This is a genomic window from Arthrobacter sp. FW306-07-I, assembly GCF_021800405.1.
Taxonomy (GTDB): domain Bacteria; phylum Actinomycetota; class Actinomycetes; order Actinomycetales; family Micrococcaceae; genus Arthrobacter.
Map to the genome: position 1 here is coordinate 1,066,581 of NZ_CP084550.1, position 16,567 is coordinate 1,083,147.

The 16,567-nt window shown below is 64.8% G+C and carries 21 protein-coding genes; 10 read left to right on the top strand and 11 right to left on the bottom strand.

Going from position 1 to position 16,567, the window contains the following annotated elements:
- The first annotated feature begins 190 nt into the window (after positions 1-190).
- Both LFT46_RS05000 and LFT46_RS05005 read left to right on the top strand, forming a co-directional pair.
- Positions 191-1,225 (top strand): TerC family protein, encoded by a 1,035-nt coding sequence (locus LFT46_RS05000; protein ID WP_236801341.1) that lies wholly within the window; start codon positions 191-193, stop codon positions 1,223-1,225.
- Between the two features lie 211 nt (positions 1,226-1,436).
- On the top strand, positions 1,437-2,294 hold the full coding sequence (locus LFT46_RS05005; protein WP_236821441.1) for a GmrSD restriction endonuclease domain-containing protein: 858 nt from the start codon (positions 1,437-1,439) through the stop codon (positions 2,292-2,294).
- 99 nt (positions 2,295-2,393) lie between these two features.
- On the opposite strand, the gene LFT46_RS05010 is transcribed toward LFT46_RS05005, so the two are convergent.
- Positions 2,394-3,455, bottom strand: coding sequence for a glycerophosphodiester phosphodiesterase family protein (locus LFT46_RS05010; protein WP_236821442.1), 1,062 nt, complete (start codon positions 3,453-3,455; stop codon positions 2,394-2,396).
- 238 nt (positions 3,456-3,693) lie between these two features.
- Between LFT46_RS05010 and LFT46_RS05015 the strand changes: the two genes are divergently transcribed.
- Positions 3,694-4,191: a hypothetical protein gene (locus LFT46_RS05015; RefSeq protein ID WP_236821443.1), complete on the top strand. Its 498-nt coding sequence runs from the start codon at positions 3,694-3,696 to the stop codon at positions 4,189-4,191.
- Between the two features lie 115 nt (positions 4,192-4,306).
- Positions 4,307-4,573 (top strand): hypothetical protein, encoded by a 267-nt coding sequence (locus tag LFT46_RS05020; protein ID WP_236821444.1) that lies wholly within the window; start codon positions 4,307-4,309, stop codon positions 4,571-4,573.
- Positions 4,574-4,625: 52 nt separating this feature from the next.
- On the opposite strand, the gene LFT46_RS05025 is transcribed toward LFT46_RS05020, so the two are convergent.
- On the bottom strand, positions 4,626-5,027 hold the full coding sequence (locus tag LFT46_RS05025; protein WP_236821445.1) for a YybH family protein: 402 nt from the start codon (positions 5,025-5,027) through the stop codon (positions 4,626-4,628).
- Positions 5,028-5,241: 214 nt separating this feature from the next.
- Between LFT46_RS05025 and LFT46_RS05030 the strand changes: the two genes are divergently transcribed.
- Complete coding sequence (locus LFT46_RS05030) at positions 5,242-5,634, top strand: nuclear transport factor 2 family protein (protein ID WP_236821446.1); 393 nt, start codon at positions 5,242-5,244, stop codon at positions 5,632-5,634.
- 67 nt (positions 5,635-5,701) lie between these two features.
- Entirely contained in the window at positions 5,702-5,998 is a 297-nt protein-coding gene (locus LFT46_RS05035; RefSeq protein ID WP_236801349.1) for a hypothetical protein, read from the top strand.
- A gap of 69 nt (positions 5,999-6,067) precedes the next feature.
- Here the strand turns inward: LFT46_RS05035 and LFT46_RS05040 are convergent, their stop codons facing one another.
- Positions 6,068-6,679, bottom strand: a complete 612-nt coding sequence (locus LFT46_RS05040) for a TMEM175 family protein (protein WP_236821447.1) — start codon at positions 6,677-6,679, stop codon at positions 6,068-6,070.
- 414 nt (positions 6,680-7,093) lie between these two features.
- Entirely contained in the window at positions 7,094-8,020 is a 927-nt protein-coding gene (locus LFT46_RS05045; protein WP_236821448.1) for a phosphotransferase, read from the bottom strand.
- A gap of 154 nt (positions 8,021-8,174) precedes the next feature.
- Between LFT46_RS05045 and LFT46_RS05050 the strand changes: the two genes are divergently transcribed.
- Entirely contained in the window at positions 8,175-8,684 is a 510-nt protein-coding gene (locus LFT46_RS05050; RefSeq protein ID WP_236801352.1) for an AAA family ATPase, read from the top strand.
- Positions 8,685-8,720: 36 nt separating this feature from the next.
- Here the strand turns inward: LFT46_RS05050 and LFT46_RS05055 are convergent, their stop codons facing one another.
- The gene (locus LFT46_RS05055; RefSeq protein ID WP_236821449.1) at positions 8,721-11,360 is read right to left on the bottom strand and encodes a PEP/pyruvate-binding domain-containing protein; all 2,640 of its coding nucleotides are present in this window, start codon (positions 11,358-11,360) and stop codon (positions 8,721-8,723) included.
- Positions 11,361-11,744: 384 nt separating this feature from the next.
- Here LFT46_RS05055 and LFT46_RS05060 point away from each other — a divergent pair, with 384 nt between their 5' ends.
- Positions 11,745-12,299 carry a hypothetical protein gene (locus LFT46_RS05060; RefSeq protein WP_236821450.1) on the top strand — a complete coding sequence of 185 codons (555 nt, stop codon included), beginning with the start codon at positions 11,745-11,747 and terminating at the stop codon, positions 12,297-12,299.
- A gap of 8 nt (positions 12,300-12,307) precedes the next feature.
- Positions 12,308-12,607 (top strand): hypothetical protein, encoded by a 300-nt coding sequence (locus LFT46_RS05065; protein WP_236801356.1) that lies wholly within the window; start codon positions 12,308-12,310, stop codon positions 12,605-12,607.
- On the opposite strand, the gene LFT46_RS05070 is transcribed toward LFT46_RS05065, so the two are convergent.
- From LFT46_RS05070 to LFT46_RS05090, 5 genes are all read right to left on the bottom strand, one after another.
- Positions 12,601-12,894, bottom strand: coding sequence for a hypothetical protein (locus LFT46_RS05070; protein WP_236821451.1), 294 nt, complete (start codon positions 12,892-12,894; stop codon positions 12,601-12,603). The genes LFT46_RS05065 and LFT46_RS05070 overlap by 7 nt on opposite strands.
- Before the next feature lie 192 nt (positions 12,895-13,086).
- Positions 13,087-13,782: a DUF998 domain-containing protein gene (locus tag LFT46_RS05075; RefSeq protein WP_236821452.1), complete on the bottom strand. Its 696-nt coding sequence runs from the start codon at positions 13,780-13,782 to the stop codon at positions 13,087-13,089.
- A 668-nt stretch (positions 13,783-14,450) separates the two neighbouring features.
- On the bottom strand, positions 14,451-14,858 hold the full coding sequence (locus LFT46_RS21240; protein ID WP_336885541.1) for a PEP-utilizing enzyme: 408 nt from the start codon (positions 14,856-14,858) through the stop codon (positions 14,451-14,453).
- A 93-nt stretch (positions 14,859-14,951) separates the two neighbouring features.
- Entirely contained in the window at positions 14,952-15,116 is a 165-nt protein-coding gene (locus LFT46_RS05085) for a hypothetical protein (RefSeq protein WP_236821454.1), read from the bottom strand.
- Positions 15,117-15,120: 4 nt separating this feature from the next.
- The gene (locus tag LFT46_RS05090; RefSeq protein WP_236801361.1) at positions 15,121-15,438 is read right to left on the bottom strand and encodes a hypothetical protein; all 318 of its coding nucleotides are present in this window, start codon (positions 15,436-15,438) and stop codon (positions 15,121-15,123) included.
- A gap of 202 nt (positions 15,439-15,640) precedes the next feature.
- Here LFT46_RS05090 and LFT46_RS05095 point away from each other — a divergent pair, with 202 nt between their 5' ends.
- On the top strand, positions 15,641-15,961 hold the full coding sequence (locus tag LFT46_RS05095; protein WP_236801362.1) for a GYD domain-containing protein: 321 nt from the start codon (positions 15,641-15,643) through the stop codon (positions 15,959-15,961).
- A gap of 39 nt (positions 15,962-16,000) precedes the next feature.
- Here LFT46_RS05095 and LFT46_RS05100 read toward each other — a convergent pair whose 3' ends face one another.
- Positions 16,001-16,492 (bottom strand): hypothetical protein, encoded by a 492-nt coding sequence (locus LFT46_RS05100; protein ID WP_236821455.1) that lies wholly within the window; start codon positions 16,490-16,492, stop codon positions 16,001-16,003.
- Between the last annotated feature and the right edge of the window lie 75 nt (positions 16,493-16,567).

The window sequence follows — 16,567 nt, forward strand, 5'->3', positions numbered from 1 at the left end:
CGGCCTCCGGAACCGGGTGCCGCCGTCGCCCGTTGTTCAGGTACGATTTAACCCATCAAGGGGAGTACTCCCGTCTGTGGTTGGCCCGTCAATACGGATGCAGCGATGCATCCCGGGCCACCGGCTCCGGTTTTCACCGGGCGGAGGAGACCTTGGCGTCAATGTCAGCGCCTACCCTTGGAGTACCCACATGCAGGTAACACCCCTGGTCTGGATCATCACCCTCGCGGTGACCATTCTGTTCTTCGTTTACGAGTTCTTCGCCCACGTCCGCAAGCCGCATGAGCCGTCCATCGGCGAATCCGCCCGCTGGTCCGCGTTCTACATCGGGCTCGCCCTTTTGTTCGGCGTCGGCATCGGCGTGGTCTCGGGCTGGACGTTCGGCGGCGAGTACTTCGCCGGCTACCTCACCGAGAAAGCACTGTCGGTCGACAACCTCTTCGTGTTCCTCATCGTGATGACAGGGTTCGCCGTTCCCAAGAAGTACCAGCAGAAAGTGCTGATGGTGGGCATCATCATCGCCTTGGTCCTGCGCGGCGGGTTCATCGCCATCGGGGCCACGCTGATCGAAAACTTCTCCTGGGTGTTCTACATCTTCGGCGCCCTGCTGCTCTTCCTCGCCTACAAGCAGGCCTTCGGCGGCCACGACGCCAACCCGGCCGACGGCAAATTCATGCAGCTGGTCCGCCGCGTCCTCCCTGTCACTCCGGACTACCACCGGGACCGGCTCACCGTGAAGCTGGACGGCAAGCGCTTCGTGACGCCGATGATGCTCACCATCATCGCCATCGGGTTCGTGGACCTGATCTTCGCCGTCGACTCGATCCCCGCGATCTACGGCCTCACCAGCGAGGCCTACATCGTCTTCACCGCCAACGCGTTCGCCCTGATGGGCCTGCGCCAGCTGTTCTTCCTCATCGGCGGACTGCTGGAACGCCTGGTGTACCTGGCCCAGGGCCTGGCCGTGATCCTCGCGTTCATCGGCGTGAAGCTGCTCTTCCACGCCCTGCACGTCAACGAGCTCCCGTTCATCAACGGCGGCCAGCCGCTCCTGTGGGTGCCGGAGATCCCCATCTGGCTCTCGCTGCTCTTCATCGGCGCAACCATCCTGGTGGCCACGGTGGCCAGCCTGGCCAAGACCCGCGGCGGGCTGGGCGGCGGCGGAGCCGTCCACCCTGAGGTGACCCAGGAGGATACTGACTCCACGGCGGGCACGCCGCGGTAGCCACTGGCTGGCTCTACCTATGCAGGACGGACGACGGCGGCACCCGGGTTGGGTGCCGCCGTCGCAGCTTAAGCGCAGGAGTCGGGAAGGATTGCCCCAGTTGCGCTGAAACCGTCAATCTCAGCGGATTCTGGCCGCTAGGCTCTTTCGTGGCGTCAGCGTAATGGGGGCTGACGCACCAAACTTTTCGTGCACAATCCGGGGGAACTGCATGTCCAGCCACGCGTCCTTGCCCACCACCGCGCCTGCGTCCGGAACCCGCTGGAGCGCCGCCGTCGTCCTTTCCGCGTTGCTGGCCCTCTTCGGAGCAAACCTGCCGGCGGTTGCCGCGGACAGCGCCACCGCCGCAACAGTCCAGGCCGCGGACCTGTTGGAAACCCTCCCCGTGAAGGGCCGCGCGCCCAAGACGGGGTATGAGCGGTCGCTGTTCGGGCCCACATGGGCGGACGTGGACCAGAACGGCTGCGACACGCGGAACGACATCCTCAACCGGGACCTTACCGACATCACCTACGTCAACAGCGTCCCCTGCACGGTCAAGACCGGGGTGCTCGCGGATCCCTACACGGGCACCGTCATCAACTTCGTCCGTGGCACCACCACCAGCAGCGCCGTGCAGATCGACCACGTGGTGGCCCTCAGCGACGCCTGGCAGAAGGGCGCCCAGCAGCTGACCACGGAGCAGCGGACGGCGTTCGCCAACGACCCGCTGAACCTGCAGGCAACGGACGGGCCCACCAACCAGCAAAAGGGCGACGGCGACGCCGCCACCTGGCTGCCGCCCGCCAAGGCCTTCCGGTGCGAGTACGTGGCGCGGCAGGTTTCCGTGAAAGCGCGTTACAGCCTGTGGGTGACCCAGGCCGAGCATGACGCAATCGCCGGCATCCTGGCCGGCTGCCCCGGCCAGCCGGCACCGACCACCGTCGCACCCGCCTCTGCGTCCACCACCGTCTACTACGCCAACTGCGCCGAGGCGGTGGCAGCGGGAGCAGCCCCGCTCTACGCGGATTCCCCGGGGTACCGCTCGGGGCTGGACGGCGACGGCGACGGGGTGGCCTGCGAGGGATAAGCGGCCTGGTAACCCCTACCGTCCGGTGTGCGCAACGGCCGACGGCGGCACCCGGCCTGGGTGCCGCCGTCGGCTGTGTGCCCTAAAGGTCAAAGGGTGTCAGCCCTGGTACGCCTTCGGCAGCTTCAGGCCGCGTTCCTCCATGAGGGTGCGCAGGCGGGTGGGGTAGTCGGTGATGATGCCGTCCACGCCCATGTCCATCAGCCGGGTCATGTCCGCGGTGGTGTTCACGGTCCAGGGGATGACGGCCAGGCCCAGTTCGTGGGCTTCGGCGATCATCGTGGGGGTGACTGAACTGAACGTGGGGGAGACGACGTCGTACCCCTGGGCGGCGGCCGCCTTGGGAAGGGAACCGTCGTAGTCGTCGATGTCGATGCCGCCCAGGTTGGGGCTGGCACCCGGCTTGCCCACGCCCATCCAGGCGTCGCCGCTGGACAGCGCAACGAGCGTCAGCTCCGGCGCGATCTGCTTGGTGAGGTTCAGCGAGGACCAGTCGAAGGACTGCAGGGTGGTGCGGTCCGCCATGCCGGATGCTTCGATCTCCGCCACCACGGCGCGGGTGAGCGACTCCATGCCGGCGCCGCCAATCTCGGTGTCGTTGACCTTGGTTTCGACGTTGAACCGGACCTTGTCGGCCTTGCGGTCGCGGCCCAGCTGGTAGACGTCCTTGAGCTCGGCGATCCGGTTGCCCTCTATCACGTCCTGCTCCGGGAACCCGGGCAGCTGCTTGTAGCCACAGTCCAGCGTCTTCAGCTGGGCCAGGGACAGGTCGGCCACGCGGCGGCCCACATAGGGGAACTCGGGATCACCCGCGCTGGCAGGGGCGGTGTCAACGCACTTGTTGGCCTGGATGGTGTCGTCGTGCCAGACCACCACCTTGCCGTCCTGGGTCAGGTGCGTGTCCAGCTCCAGCGTCGTCACGCCCAGGGCAAGGGAATTCCCGAACGCGGCCAGGGACTCCTCGGTCCACTGGCCGCGGCCGCCACGGTGGCTCTGCAGATCGAAGGAGCCGTTGCGCTCGTTGGTTTTGATCGCCGAGGTGGCGGTTCCGGCAGCGTTCGACGACGGCGTGCCGGCCGGGTTGCCTTCGGCGGCGACGGCGGGGCCCCCCATGGAAGCGATGAGGGCGGCGGCTGCCGCGGCGGTCAGGACGTGGCGCATGGTGGTTCCTCCTGGGGTGGCGGGGCCGGCGGGTGGCCGGCGAGTGACCAGTCCACGCTAGGGAGGGCAGGTTGCGCAATGGGTGCGGCGAGTTGGAGGGGAGGTTAACGGGACGTAGCCGCCGGCAGGGGAGGACTCCCCATCCTGTTCCCTGTCTTTTTGTGTCTATTCGTTGTGCTTATATGAGCCTGCGCTGCAGCATTCAGCTGCAACCAGCCACTCACCACGTTGGAGAATCATGAAATTCACGAAGGGTAAACCGAAGCTCAAGGGCTTGTCGCTGCTTGTCGCCGTTGGGGTGACGACAGGGGCGTCCCTGGTCGCAGCGCTTCCCGCCGATGCCGCAGGCCCGTGCGGCACCGGATACACGTACATCGGCTCCCACCCCATCACCGTGCCCAGCTACAGCAAGGACTACCGCTACGGAAAGCCCGGAACCAAAACCGGCTCCATCGATGTGTACTGGAACTCTACGGCGCGGAAAAACTGTTCTGTCGCTTACGCCTACGGCCCCACCTACGGTGTCCGGATGTACCGCCAGAACATGATCGGACGGTACCCGTCCTACGGCCCCGACGACATCTCGCACGACTATTACTCCTACTATGCGGGACCGGTCTACACGGATACGCAACCGGTCGGCGGCCAGTGCATCACCCTGGACGCGAGCTTTGGGCCGAACTCAACGGACAAATCCAGCTGGGGTGCTGCGTTCTACAGCCCCGTTCACTGCTAACCAAGAATTTCGACGGCGGTACCCGGACGGGTGCCGCCGTCCCGGGTTCGTGCGCCACACTGGAGTCTGCGCCACACTGGAGTCTGCTCCTCCCACCAACGAAAGCAGGACTCCCTTGATAACTCTCCAGCAGGACGCCGACGGCTTTGTCCGCATGAACCGGCACTACCCGGCCAGCGTCCGAATCAGGATTGCCTTCAATGACGGCACCACCGGCGAGTTCTCGGGCCAGACCCTCAACAACGCCTACGACGCTGCGCTCGCCGAGTTCCGGGCCAAGAACGGGCTCGACGCGAAAGGGTTCAACCGGGCTCCGGCAAAGCGGACCAACTCCGGCAACAGGGTGGACTTCGTGCCGGTGCATCCAGGCATGGGAGAGTAGCCCAGAGATGCAGCCGCGCTGCTCAGGCAGAGCGGGAATGTGCAGCGCTTGGCTATTGCTGGGGCACTACATCGGCGTGCCGGTGGGCCACCTTCCACTGGCCATCCTCGCGCCGGTAGACCTGAGTGGCGCGGAGCGTGAGGTTGGTGGGCTTGCCGTCCCTGTGGAAGGAGATGCGCTCGATGCCTGCGGTATAGGCCATGTTCCCGGAAACGTCGCACGCCTGAAGCTCCAGCTCCCACGACGAGCAGTTGGAGAAGCTGTTCTCCAGGAACCTGAAGCTTTGCTCCACTTCGTCCAGCCCGTAGGCGTTGCGCAGTGCCCCGAGGATGCTGACGGGCTCGGTGTGGGACCAGAGGGCACGGCGCGGATTCGCGTCTCCGTTGTGCAGGGCGACTTCCGCGTCGTGCAGCGTCGTCCTGACCCACTGAAGAAAGTCCTCGCGGTCACTCATCGCGTCAAGATACCTGTGCGGTGTGGGCCCGGAAAAGGGCGGAAAGTCCCCTATGAGCGCGCGCTTTCATTTCCAGCAACCCCGCCCCGGTTGCTAGGTAAAGCGCCGCAGAAAAGAGGGGGGCAATGTGGGGTGCTGTTCCCCTCGACCGGTCCCCAGCCCGGGCCTAATCTGTCCTCGCAAGGATCCGGCGAGGAGGATGGAGGTGCCCGAAATGGGAGCACCAGAAAACGCCGCACTGGTGCGGCGGGGCTACGAAGCGTTCAGCGCAGGCGACATGGATACGCTCCGGGACCTGTTCGTTGAAGACGCCGTCTGGCATGTCGGCGGCACAGGTCCGTTGTCCGGCGATAAGAAGGGCCGGGACGCGATCCTGGCCTACTTCGGCGAACTTTATGCGCGGTCCAACGGTTCGATGAGGGTCACGGTGGAGGACGTGGCGGCGGGGGACAGATATACGGTTGGCGTCCAGTTCTCACACGCGGAGCGAGACGGCAAGACCATGGATATGCGGCAGGTTATCGTGTTCAGCATCGCCGACGGCAAAGTCACGGAGGGCACCGAAATGCAGGAGGAAACAACCCTCGTGTCTGATTTCTGGTCTTGACTGCCCGCAGGCCGGCCAAATCATTTTTCGCGGGAATCGGACAACGATGAAAAAAAGGGGAGCGATCATGGCGGTAGCAATCATCATGGAGTTCGATGGTTCAACGCTCGAACAATATGACGAGATCAACAGGAGAATGGGGCTGACCCCGGGAGGGCCTGGTCCGGAGGGATCAATTTCCCACTGGGCCACAGCAACCGATAACGGCTTCCAGGTCACGGATGTCTGGGAAAGCCGCGAGCAGTTCGATGCCTTCGCCCGCGACACGATGGGGCCGCTGAGCATGGAACTGGGATTCGCCGCACCACCGAAGATGACCTTCTGCGACGTGCACAACTACTTCACCCGCAACGCCGCGGCCTGAAAACCCGTCGGCGCCTCGCCTTCGTCGGGGCGCTGCAGCCCTCTCGCGCCGGCCTGTTGCCTATGACCTTCAGTTGCTGTGGCCCTGGCCGGCGGTGTCCTCGTGCGCCTTGACGACGAACTGTTCCACCCGCCGGTCCGGCACCAGCCAGATGAGCGCGACGACGGTGAAGGCGGCGACGCCCAGCAACGGCTGAACGAAGGTGAGGGCGATGCCGGTGAGGTAGATCAGCGGCGAGGCCTTGCCCTTCCAGTCCTTCCCGACCGCCCGCGCGAGGGCGCCGTCCCTACCCTGCACGGCAATGAGCCGCCGTTCCAGGATGAAGTAGGCGATCGCGGCGCACAGCAGGTTGATCCCGTACAGCAGCACGGGGATCTGCAGGAAGCCGGACTCATCCATCCACCGCGTGGTGAACGGGAACAGTGACAGCCAGAACAGCAGGTGCAAATTGGCCCAGAGGATGGCGCCGTTCACCCGGCTGGCGAGGTGGATCATGTGGTGGTGGTTGTTCCAGTAGATCCCCACATACACGAAGCTCAGGAGGTAGGTGAACAGCGTCGGCAGGATGGCGGCGACCCCGGCCCATGTTGGTTCCTCCGGGGTGTGCAGTTCGAGCACCATGATGGTGATGATGATGGCCAAAACGCCGTCGCTGAAAGCTTCAAGCCGGTTCTTGTTCATCCGAATATCATGCACGCAAAGCCGAGCTTGCTTAGACCGGACTGACCAAGACGCCTGCACAGATTACCGTGCCGGACAGCGCTATAGCGTCGCGGAGGACAGCGCCGTATCCCTGTGGATTGGAGTCCGCGCCGTGCGCTTGTCCGTGTACGACGAAGCCTCCCAGATGGTAGTGGCCGAAAAAGTCTTGGACCCAATCCCCTGGGCTCCCCCACCGGCGGAAGGCCCTTGCGGCCACTGATTAGGAAGAAGCCAATCAAGGAGAAGCCGATCGGCAGTAATTTCGATTGTCTCGAGGGCAGTGGAATCATTTGGCGTCGCGAAGCAGATTCGAGCTGTAACCATTTGGTCCTAGGGTGGCAGCCCCTTGTCACAGTGCCCGACAAGACCTTTAGCGGCCCCGCTCAAGATCATTCAGCGGATACCAGCGCGGCGAAGCCTTTCAGGTGCTTGGCTGGTGAGTGCCTCCAGTGCAGTGGGTGGCGATTGAAAGAGGCTTTCACCTCTGGCATTGTGCAGCGCCGGCCACAGGCTGGCAGCCCAGGCGATTTCGCGCTCCTCTGAGGTGAATACTTTGCCTCTCGTGCGTTCATAGCAATCGATGAATTCCTCCGATGCTTCCAGGGACGCAAGCGTCGGGACGGCGGTGCTTGTGAATGCCCCTGATGCTGCTCCGACGATAGCTGCAGCCGGTAGTGCCACGAGGCTGTCCCAGTCGTGTACGGCCCAGGGGCTGGCATCCTTCCATCGAAGATTCTGGCTCTTCCAGTCTCCGTGGCCGACGACCAAAGGAAGAGACGTTGCGGCGAGTCGCTTGGACGCAGCACGGGCAATCGCGTTCACGTGCGCAGGTACCCGGTCCTGGTCCATCGCGTCCGCGATCGGGTTTGGCGGCCACAAGCTGCGTGTCGGGGGATTCCAGTACATCCATGGCGGCGGCGCGCCCAGGCCCCTCGGGGACTCCACTTCGAGGATCGCTGCAAGGTCGGCCAAGAGGGATGCCGAGCGATCAGCGAACCGGACGTCTCCATCCACGTGCATCTCACCGCCGGAGCGCCAAGACTCTGCGCTAACGACCATCCCGGGGCCGAGCCGGGCCGCGTCCGTCATGGGACGGGCACAAGGAAACCCCGCATCGGCGGCGATCGCCTGCAGTTGAAGGCATCTGCTGACTCTTTCCCACCCTTCCGGCCGGACCTTGACCGCGCAGGGGCCTCGCTCATCGGAATCGAAACGGAACAGTTGCGACATCTGGCCGCCGGCCTCGGAGTCCACCTCTGCGAGCGTGCCAGATCCCAATGCACGCAGGCACCACGCTTCAACCTGCACCGCAGTCACCATCAGTTGATCCTACAAACAGCGCCTCGTGGTGTCGCCGGAAGGGCCTCCACCCTCGTAAGCCCATGGCCAAGCGGGCTCTTGAACGCCGGACTGCAGATCCTCCAAAGAACCCTGGCCAAACGAGTCCACTGTGCTTCCTGAGAGGATCGGGTCTATGGATTCGATCTTCGTGAATGGAACAGTCGGCGTCGGAAAGTCGACCCTGGCAGATGCGCTCAGCGCGGCTGAACGCGGTAGCCACGCCGTCATCGATCTCGACTCAATTAGAAAGCTAAGGCCGGCGCCAAGTTCGGATCGGTTCAACCACGAACTCGAGCTGCTCAATCTCAAAAGCCTCGCGCGAAACTACCGGGCTGCGGGCGCAAAACGGTTCATCATCGCAGGAGTCATAGAGGAAAAAGCCGAATTACCTCGCTACATCGATGCGCTGGGTTCTGATGGATTGTTTGTCTGCCGTCTCGTAGCTCGTTCCGATGTCCTTCAGTCACGTCTGCACTTCCGCCATCGGGAGGATCCTGAAGGACTGGTGTGGCATCTGGATCGGGTAGGCACTCTTTCGGACGTTCTTGAGGCTGCAGACATTGATGACCTGGTACTGGATTCGTCAGACGTTCCACCTGTTGAGCTTGCGGTGGCTGTTCGGCGAGCTGCCGGTTGGGACTAAACCCACTGGCGCAGGATTCAGCGGGAGGTTGTGCCGTCAGCTTTTGACAACGGTGACCGTCCCCGCGTCGCCGTCGACGGTCACCTTGGGGCCGTCGGCCAGCCGCTGCGTGGCCACGCCCGTTCCCAGGACGGCGGGGATGCCGTACTCGCGGGCCACGATGGAACTGTGGCTCAGCGGACCGCCCACATCGGTCACCACGCCGGAGGCCATGGCGAACAACGGTGTCCACGCGGGAGTGGTCATGCGGGCCACCAGCACCTCGCCGGGCCGCATCCGGCCGAAGTCCTCCGGACCCCTCAGGACCCGGGCGGGCGCCGTCACCCTGCCGGAACTCGCGCCGGTCCCCTTGATCGCGTCGCCGGACTGCTGCTGGGGGCCTCCCGGCATCATCGAGCCGAATGCCTTCTCCATCCACGCCTTCTGCGGGAGCATCTGCGGGGCGGAAGCCTTCGCCTGGCCCCGCCACAGCATCCGGCGTTCCTCGACGGCGGCGGCACGGACGGGACGGGATGCTCCGGCAAGGGCCACGCCGGCCTCCGCCTCCGCCAGCCCGAACTCCACCGCGCTCTGCAGCTCCGGGAACCGCAGCCAGAACACGTCGTCCGCGGCAGCGATCACACCGGAGGCCACCAGCCGGCGGCCCAGCTCCAGCAGCATCCGGCGCAGCAGCGGCCAGGCCAGCCCGACGTCGGCCAGCGCGTCCTCGCGGGCCGGCGCCGTCTCCTGCGCCCACTTCAGCAGACGGAAGAACGCCGCGCGCCGCCGCGGCCCCAGCCTGCCGGCCACCTCCCGGGTCAGTGCCTCCCGGCGCTCGGTCAGCAGCCGCTGCCGCTCATGCGGGTCGGTGCCCTGCCCGCGGAGGTAGAACTTCACCGTTTCCAGCTGCGCCGTGGGGTGGTCCGCCGGCACCGGGCTGGCGAAATCCAGGTTGTAGACCGCGTGCCCATACAGGGCCAGATGTTCCTGGAAGGTGAACCGCCATTCCTGCCAGATGGCATCGTCCACGCCGGCCGGTGCCGAACCGGTGCGCAGGCACTCGGCGAGTTCCGCCGTCGTACTTTCCAGCAGAGCCTTCACCAGCGCGGGATCGCTCCGCGCCCACCCCGCAAGGTCGTACAGCGACTTTTCCGCCCGGATTGGCTCGCTGTCGAAGCCGAGCAGGAACTCCTGGGCCGGCGGATCGCCCTCCCGCCGGACTGTCCTGTAGAAGCCCCGGAAGGCGAGTTCGCTCATGTCGGCCATCGGAATGACGGACTGGACGGCCGTGTAGTACACGGTGCCGGCATCCAGGAGTGCCTGCACGCCAGCCAGCAGCTGCGCGCCGGGAAGCCCGGCCGGCGGTTTCGCGGACCAGTCCTTGATGATCCGTTCGTAGCGCGGATGTGAATAGCCGCGCCAGCCGTTGATGCCCATGTGCGCGTCTCCGCCGAACAGCGCGCGCATCGCAGGGACGGTGCGGGCCGTCATCCGCAGCATGGGCCAGGTGCGGTAGTAGTAATAGGCGTAGCCGTTGACGGTGGGGAAGCGGACGTCGCCCTCGCGCAGGGAGTGCTGGCCCAGCGCGTCGTTCATCAGGGCCGAGATGGAGCGGGACACCGAGCCGTCGATGAGGTCGGCGAAGAGCGGGGAGAGCGGTTCCGGCAGCTGCTCCACGATGCTCGCCCGGAAGTAGAGGCCCTTCGGGTAGGGGACGGGCCATTCCGTGGGGACGTCCGCGGCGGGTTCTGGCAGCGCGGTGATGGGCCGCGACTGGAGCAGGAAGAACTGGCCGTCGGCCCGCGCCCATTCGATGTCCTGCGGCGCGCCAAAGTGGTCAGTGATCCTTTTCCCGTAGCCGGCAAGCTCGGCCGCCGCGGCATCGTCCAGGACAGGGGCACGACGGCGGGCTTCCGCCACCTTTTGCTCGGACGTTCCGTCTGCGGTGGGGACGGTCATGAGTTCCTTGTCTGCCGTCTGCCGGGAGAGGACTGTGCCGGTGGTGGTGTCCACGGTCAGGTCATCGGTGGTGACGGCCCCGCTGACCACGGCCTCGCCCAGGCCCCACGCGGCGCTGATGACCGTCTGGTCGCGCCGGCCGTTCGAGGGATTGGCGGTGAACATCACCCCGGCTGCCTCGGCCTCCACCATTTGCTGGACGACGACGGCGAGACGCACCTGGTCCGGCAGCACGCCTTCGCGGGCACGGTAGGACATGGCGCGCGCCGTCCAGAGCGACGCCCAGCAGTTGATGGCGGCTGTGCTCAGCGCTTCGAGACCCCGGACGTTCAGGTAGGTTTCCTGCTGGCCGGCGAAGCTGGCGGAGGCGAGGTCCTCGGCGGTGGCGGAGGAGCGGACGGACACAGGTGTGTCACCACCGCCGAGGAACTGGTAGGCGTCCTTCAGTTCGGCTTCGATGGCCGAGGGCATGGCGCCTTTCGTGAACAGGGTCCGGATCAGCGCGGAGGCGTGCTCATAGTCCTCCGGCGCTGCATCGGACGGGAGGGCCGCCAGTTCCTGGATGGCCTGCCCCAGGTTGTTCTCGCTGACGAACGCCGAGTAGGCGTCGGTGGTGAGGACGAACCCTGGCAGGACGGGAAGCCCGGCCTGGATGAGGCCGCCCAGGCCCACCGCCTTGCCGCCTGCGGCGGCGATGTCGCTCCGCTGCACGTCGCCCAGGCCTTTGATGAACGTCATGGCTTCGCCTCCCTGCTGCCGGCTATCCAGCATCCGGGGTGAACGGGATGTGCAATATTGTGGCACTGAGCGGAATGCAGGGCTACGGCGGGCATGCCATTTCCTGAATTCGCAGGAGGTGCCGTGAGTACCGGCCAGTCCGGCCGGGTGATCCTTTAGTAAAGTCGAGTACTTTTCCCCCTGTACCGAGTGGGACGAATCGGACATACTCCTCCCATGACTTCGTCAGTGCAAATTCCTGCGCCTCCAAGGACAGGGCGATTTTTCCCCCGGTCATCGTTGGCGCGCTGGGCCGTTGCGTCCCTCGTTCTGTTTTGGCTCCTACTTGACCTGACCCCGCTCTTCCGGTCCGAGGCAGACGGGCGATTCGCCGATCTTGACAAAGTGACCGGACCGATTGCCTCGGTCAGTCTCACTGCCGCCATAGTCCTCGGATCGTTGGCTGCTATACGTTCCAGGAAACAGTTGCTTGAAGACGCGCTTGCCACAGGCTTGGGGCGCGTTGCTTTTGCGCTGGCTTTCACTGCCGTCCTGGTGACGGCGACAGGACCGGCTGTGGAGAATTTCACCCTGTTTCTCCTCGGCGGGGCCACGGCGGTCGCGTCCGCCTTGGCCGGTTCGTTGGCCGTCTCGCAGGTCCTGGAGCAGCGGATGAAGGTCATGCCGACGACGGCGTCGGGCATCTGGTTGCTTTGCCTGTCAGTGGCTGCCTTTGCTTCGCTGGGTCTTTCGTTGTTCCTGCCGGTTGCCGTGGACCCGGTGCTTATCCGGACGGTGACGGACTTGACCCTTGTCCTGTGGGCTCCGGCCGCCGCCTCGGGCCTCGTTGCCGTCCTGTACTACCGCGAGCGCTCGGTCCTGGTCCTCACGGTGACCGCACTGATGACAACCGGGGCGTTCTATTGGCTCCTCGCCGAATTCGTCTTCGAAGGACACTAGGAACTGACATGGCAACTGCGATCAAACCGCACACAGGGATAGGACGCTGGGCTGTTCTGTTCGGCGGTCTCCTTCTCGTCGAACTCCTGGCCGCCACAGCAATCGGTATGGCCTATGAGCCCGGGCGGGGGATTGCTGACTTCGTGCTTCCCTACGGCCACGCATGGGGAGCCACAGCGGCTGTGGCGATGGTACTGGGCCTGATCGGGCTGCTTCACTACGCCGAACGGTCCGTCACGAATATCGTCGCAATGATTCTGGGATTCCTTGTTCTCGCCATGATCCTGCTGCCGCCAACGTATTACTGATCGCTGGATGGTCCGATGGCCGGATCCTGAGTATCTTCCGGCTGGAACAGCGTGCCCAGTTCCGTCCCCACCGCCCGGGCCTGGGATAAGTGGAGGCTTACATCGCTGCTGCCGGTCACCTTCGCGGCGGCCTCCCTCAAATCACTCTGCAGCCTGAGTATTTCTGCGTGCAGATCGGAGCTGCTCCGGATCCAGGTGCAGTCCCTGGATGCCACCCGGCTCAGCCCGCCGAGGATTTGGGCAGCCCTGTCCAGCTTTTGTGCCAATTCCACTGTCAGCTCGATCATTGGTGGTCCTATGGCTTCACCAGGCTGCCGCAGCCACTATTTTCCCTGAATGCGTTGTCACACACCAGAATGTCCTCCCCCTCGACGAGTCCGAATTAACGAGGATAGTGGGAAATCGGAAACTTTTTAGCCCAATAAGGGAAATGATTTCGTGCCGCTTTCAGCACCAAGAAACAGGCGATGTTTGGCCGGTCAGGACTTCGCGGCCCCGGTGTCTGCGGCCTGCACTGGCCGTGGCTGCTTCCACAGCACCACCGCCAGGACGGCAGCCCACAGCAGGAACGCCCCGATGCTGATCCGTTCGCTGATCCCCAGCACCATGTTGGGTCCCGGGGCTGCCATGAACGCGATGATGCCGGCGGCCGCGGCGGCCACCAACGAGACGATGGAGTAGATCCGCATCCAGCCGTGGAAACCTGCGGCGACGAAGCACATGGCCGCGACCATGAGGGCGGGCTGGATGTTGGTGACAATGATGTGCGGGGGAATCGAGGACTCGTCGCCGAGCCGCAGCGGGAAGACCGCTCCCATGATGTTCCACAGCCCGTACGCGGTGAGCAGCCCGGCGCCGATCCGCAGTGCGCGGTTGCCGCGGACGGAGATCCAGGCGCCGGTCCCGAAGGCCGTGAACAGGACTGTGTAGAGCCAGGTGAACGGGGCAGTGACGCTGTAACCAGGGGAGCCGACGGCGAACAGTTCACTCACCATCTGTTCGGTGCGGCGGTAGCCGGCCCACTGGGACGCCGCGATGCCGTCGGTGAACACCACGTAGAGCAGCGATGACAGCGGCCCGGCGGCGAGGAGGCTGATGCGCAGGACGTCACTTCGGTGGCCTTCGAACGGCACGGCCCGCCTGCGTCCGGGGAGCCGCCCTCCTGCAACTGACATGATTCGAATGTCCTTCGAGCCCGCGCTCAAGCAAGCGGGTCAGCGCCGGTCACGCGGGCGAAAGCCCGACGCCTGACTGTTCCAGCGTCATCCCGGCCCTCCCGGATCGCTAGGGCCGAACGGCCTTGGCCCCATCGCGCGGCAGCGAGGGGGCAGGAATAGGGGAAGCCCCACCAGCAGTGCTGAAGGGGCTTCGACTGTTTGATTCCGTTATGACGAACATCATCTCCCGAACTTGCGGAAATCCTGGTGCTTCCTGCCTCGTCACCGGCAGACCACCGTGGACCAGTTCCACTGTGTGTTCCAGGGTTCCCTTGTTGTTCGTTCCCGTCCTTCTTTCGAAGAACGTATTAACAGTGTTACGCCTGCTTTTCCGATGCCGCAAGGGCCACATTTACCAGTGCCCGCGGCTTTCGTGAAGGGCTCCAGTGGTCCACTTCCGGGCCGCTCCGTGGGCGGTCATGCCAGGAGACATAAAAACCTGCAGGTACCTTCGCGATCTCGCTAAGAGAAGGCTCGGACATTCTCATGTCCTGAACAACCCGGCGTCATCTGATGGTTACCTGCAGGCGCTTTAATTCTAGGACCGGACCGGCCGCGCCAAACAGGGCTTAAGTCCTAATCCGCCAAACCTTCCACGGGCTGTCACCGGCAGGGAAGGGCTGGCGTCACCACGTGACGGTTCCCGCGGCCCCATCCACGGCGACCACCTGCCCGTCGCGCAGCCGGGTGGTGGCGTCCGCGACCCCCACCACGGCCGGGATGCCGTACTCCCGGGCCACCACCGCGCCGTGCGAGATGACGCCTGTACGACGGCGTCGGCTCCCACCACGTCCATGAACGAGTCCTGCTGCCCGGCGAAGCTGGCAAAGGGCAGGTGGCTGATGAACGCACCGCCACCGGCCCGCCGCCCATTGCGGCATACGCCTCGCGGAGGGCGGCATCAACCTCGAGCGGTACCGGTGCTGCCACCATCGCCTCGCGGGCTGACCATGCGAGCTGGTTCCGGTCTTCGTCCGGAAGTCCGCTGCCGCCGTCGTGCGTTTCCGCCTGGCCGGCCCTCCCCGCCTGGTCATGCCTGTCTGCCTGGCCAGGTTGTTCTGCGCCGTCAAGGCGGGCGGCGATGCCGTCCAGTTCGCTGGGCGCGGCCATCCGGTACGCAGCGGTGGTCAGGCAGAAACCGGACGAACCGGAAAACCGGCTGCCGCCAGCCGGCCCAGGTTGAGGCCTTTGCCGCCCACCATGTCCAGGGAAGCCCCGGCCAGGGAGCTGAGACCGGCAACGAGGTCTGTCCCGGCCCCGCCCCGTTCCTGTGTGGGAGTTGTGGAAGCCATGCCCCTAGCCGCTGCCCGCACCGTCTCCGGTGTCCTCCCACATCACGTCGAGGTTGTGGAAGATTACCGGCCCGTCGCAGAGTGCGGCCATCCTGGCAGCGAAGTCGGAGGTTTCCGGCCGGCCGGAATTCTCCATGGCGGAGTCGTAGGAATCGAACTCGGCGATGGTGAAGTAGTGGCCCGGGTGGTCCCTGTCCGCGGTGGCAACGATGCGGCGGAACGTGGGCGCCGTGCTTCCCCCGGTTCTGGAGGGGCGGCCCAGCTCTTCGATCTCCTTGATGCGGGAAGACGTGAATTCGATGATCTGCACAAACCCGGCCATGGCAACTCCTCGACGGCGGTGGACGCTGATGCGGGTCAGGCTAGCCCCGGCGGCGGCCGGCAGACAGGGGAGAAATGCCCTACTTTGGGCCCACTACAACGGGGGAGAACATTGGGTAGGCGGGCTTATTGACTGCCTGCAGCCGCCGGAATACTTTCAGCGGTGTCGGGGCCACCCGCCCCGTTGCAGGAAGGAAAAGACCATGCCGAAGTACATGTTTGAAGCAACGTATGTGGGCGACGGAATCAAGGGGCTCATGCAGGAAGGCGGCACCAAGCGGCGTGATGCCCTGACGGAGGCCCTGAAATCCGTTGGCGGGACGCTGGAAAGCTTCTACTACGCCTTTGGGTACTACGACGTCTTGGGCGTTTTCGAGGTGCCCGATGATGCCAGCGCCGCAGCACTGTCGCTGCTGATCAACTCGACGGGGAACGTCAATGTCCGCCTGAAGCCGCTCATGAGCGTGGAGGACATTGACGAAGCCGCCCGGAAGACGCCCGCATACCGCGCACCTGGGAAGTAGGGGAGCCAGGCACTTTGGTGAGCGGACCGCCGTCGTAAATTACGACGGCGGGCCGCTGGCTATGGGCGGGAGGGCGGACAGGCCGAAGGACGGACGCTGGCCGGACCGGTAGGAAGACGCAATGACGGGTTCGATTTGGTCCAGCACCGTGTGGTTGCCGGGAAGAACCACATGGGCCAGGAACTCCGATTCAAGGGTGGCTATGCCCGCCGTCGCTGCTCCGAGCTTGGCGTCGATGGCCAGAGCCAGTGCGTGCCAGGATTTGCGGTTCACACGTTCCAGCACCTTTGCGCTCGCGTCCCGGAGCGCGCTGTCGGCAATGTCCCCGCGGATCGCCAGGGCTCCCTCGGACTGCAGTAACTGCATGACAACCCGGAACTGCCTGCCGTCACCCTTGAATCCGACGGCGCCCAGGCTGCCCCGCTGGCTGAAGATGATCTCTGTTGCGCCGTAGTTCTCCAGCGACTGCCTGATGTGTTTCCGGGAGGCCTCGCTGCTGTAGGAGTCGCCCCGGGTGTAAGGACCCGTCATTATCTAACTATGCGCCCTTTGGCCGGGTGGTGATGACGAGTCCGGAAACTTCGTCGCGCCCTTCGATGGGTTCGC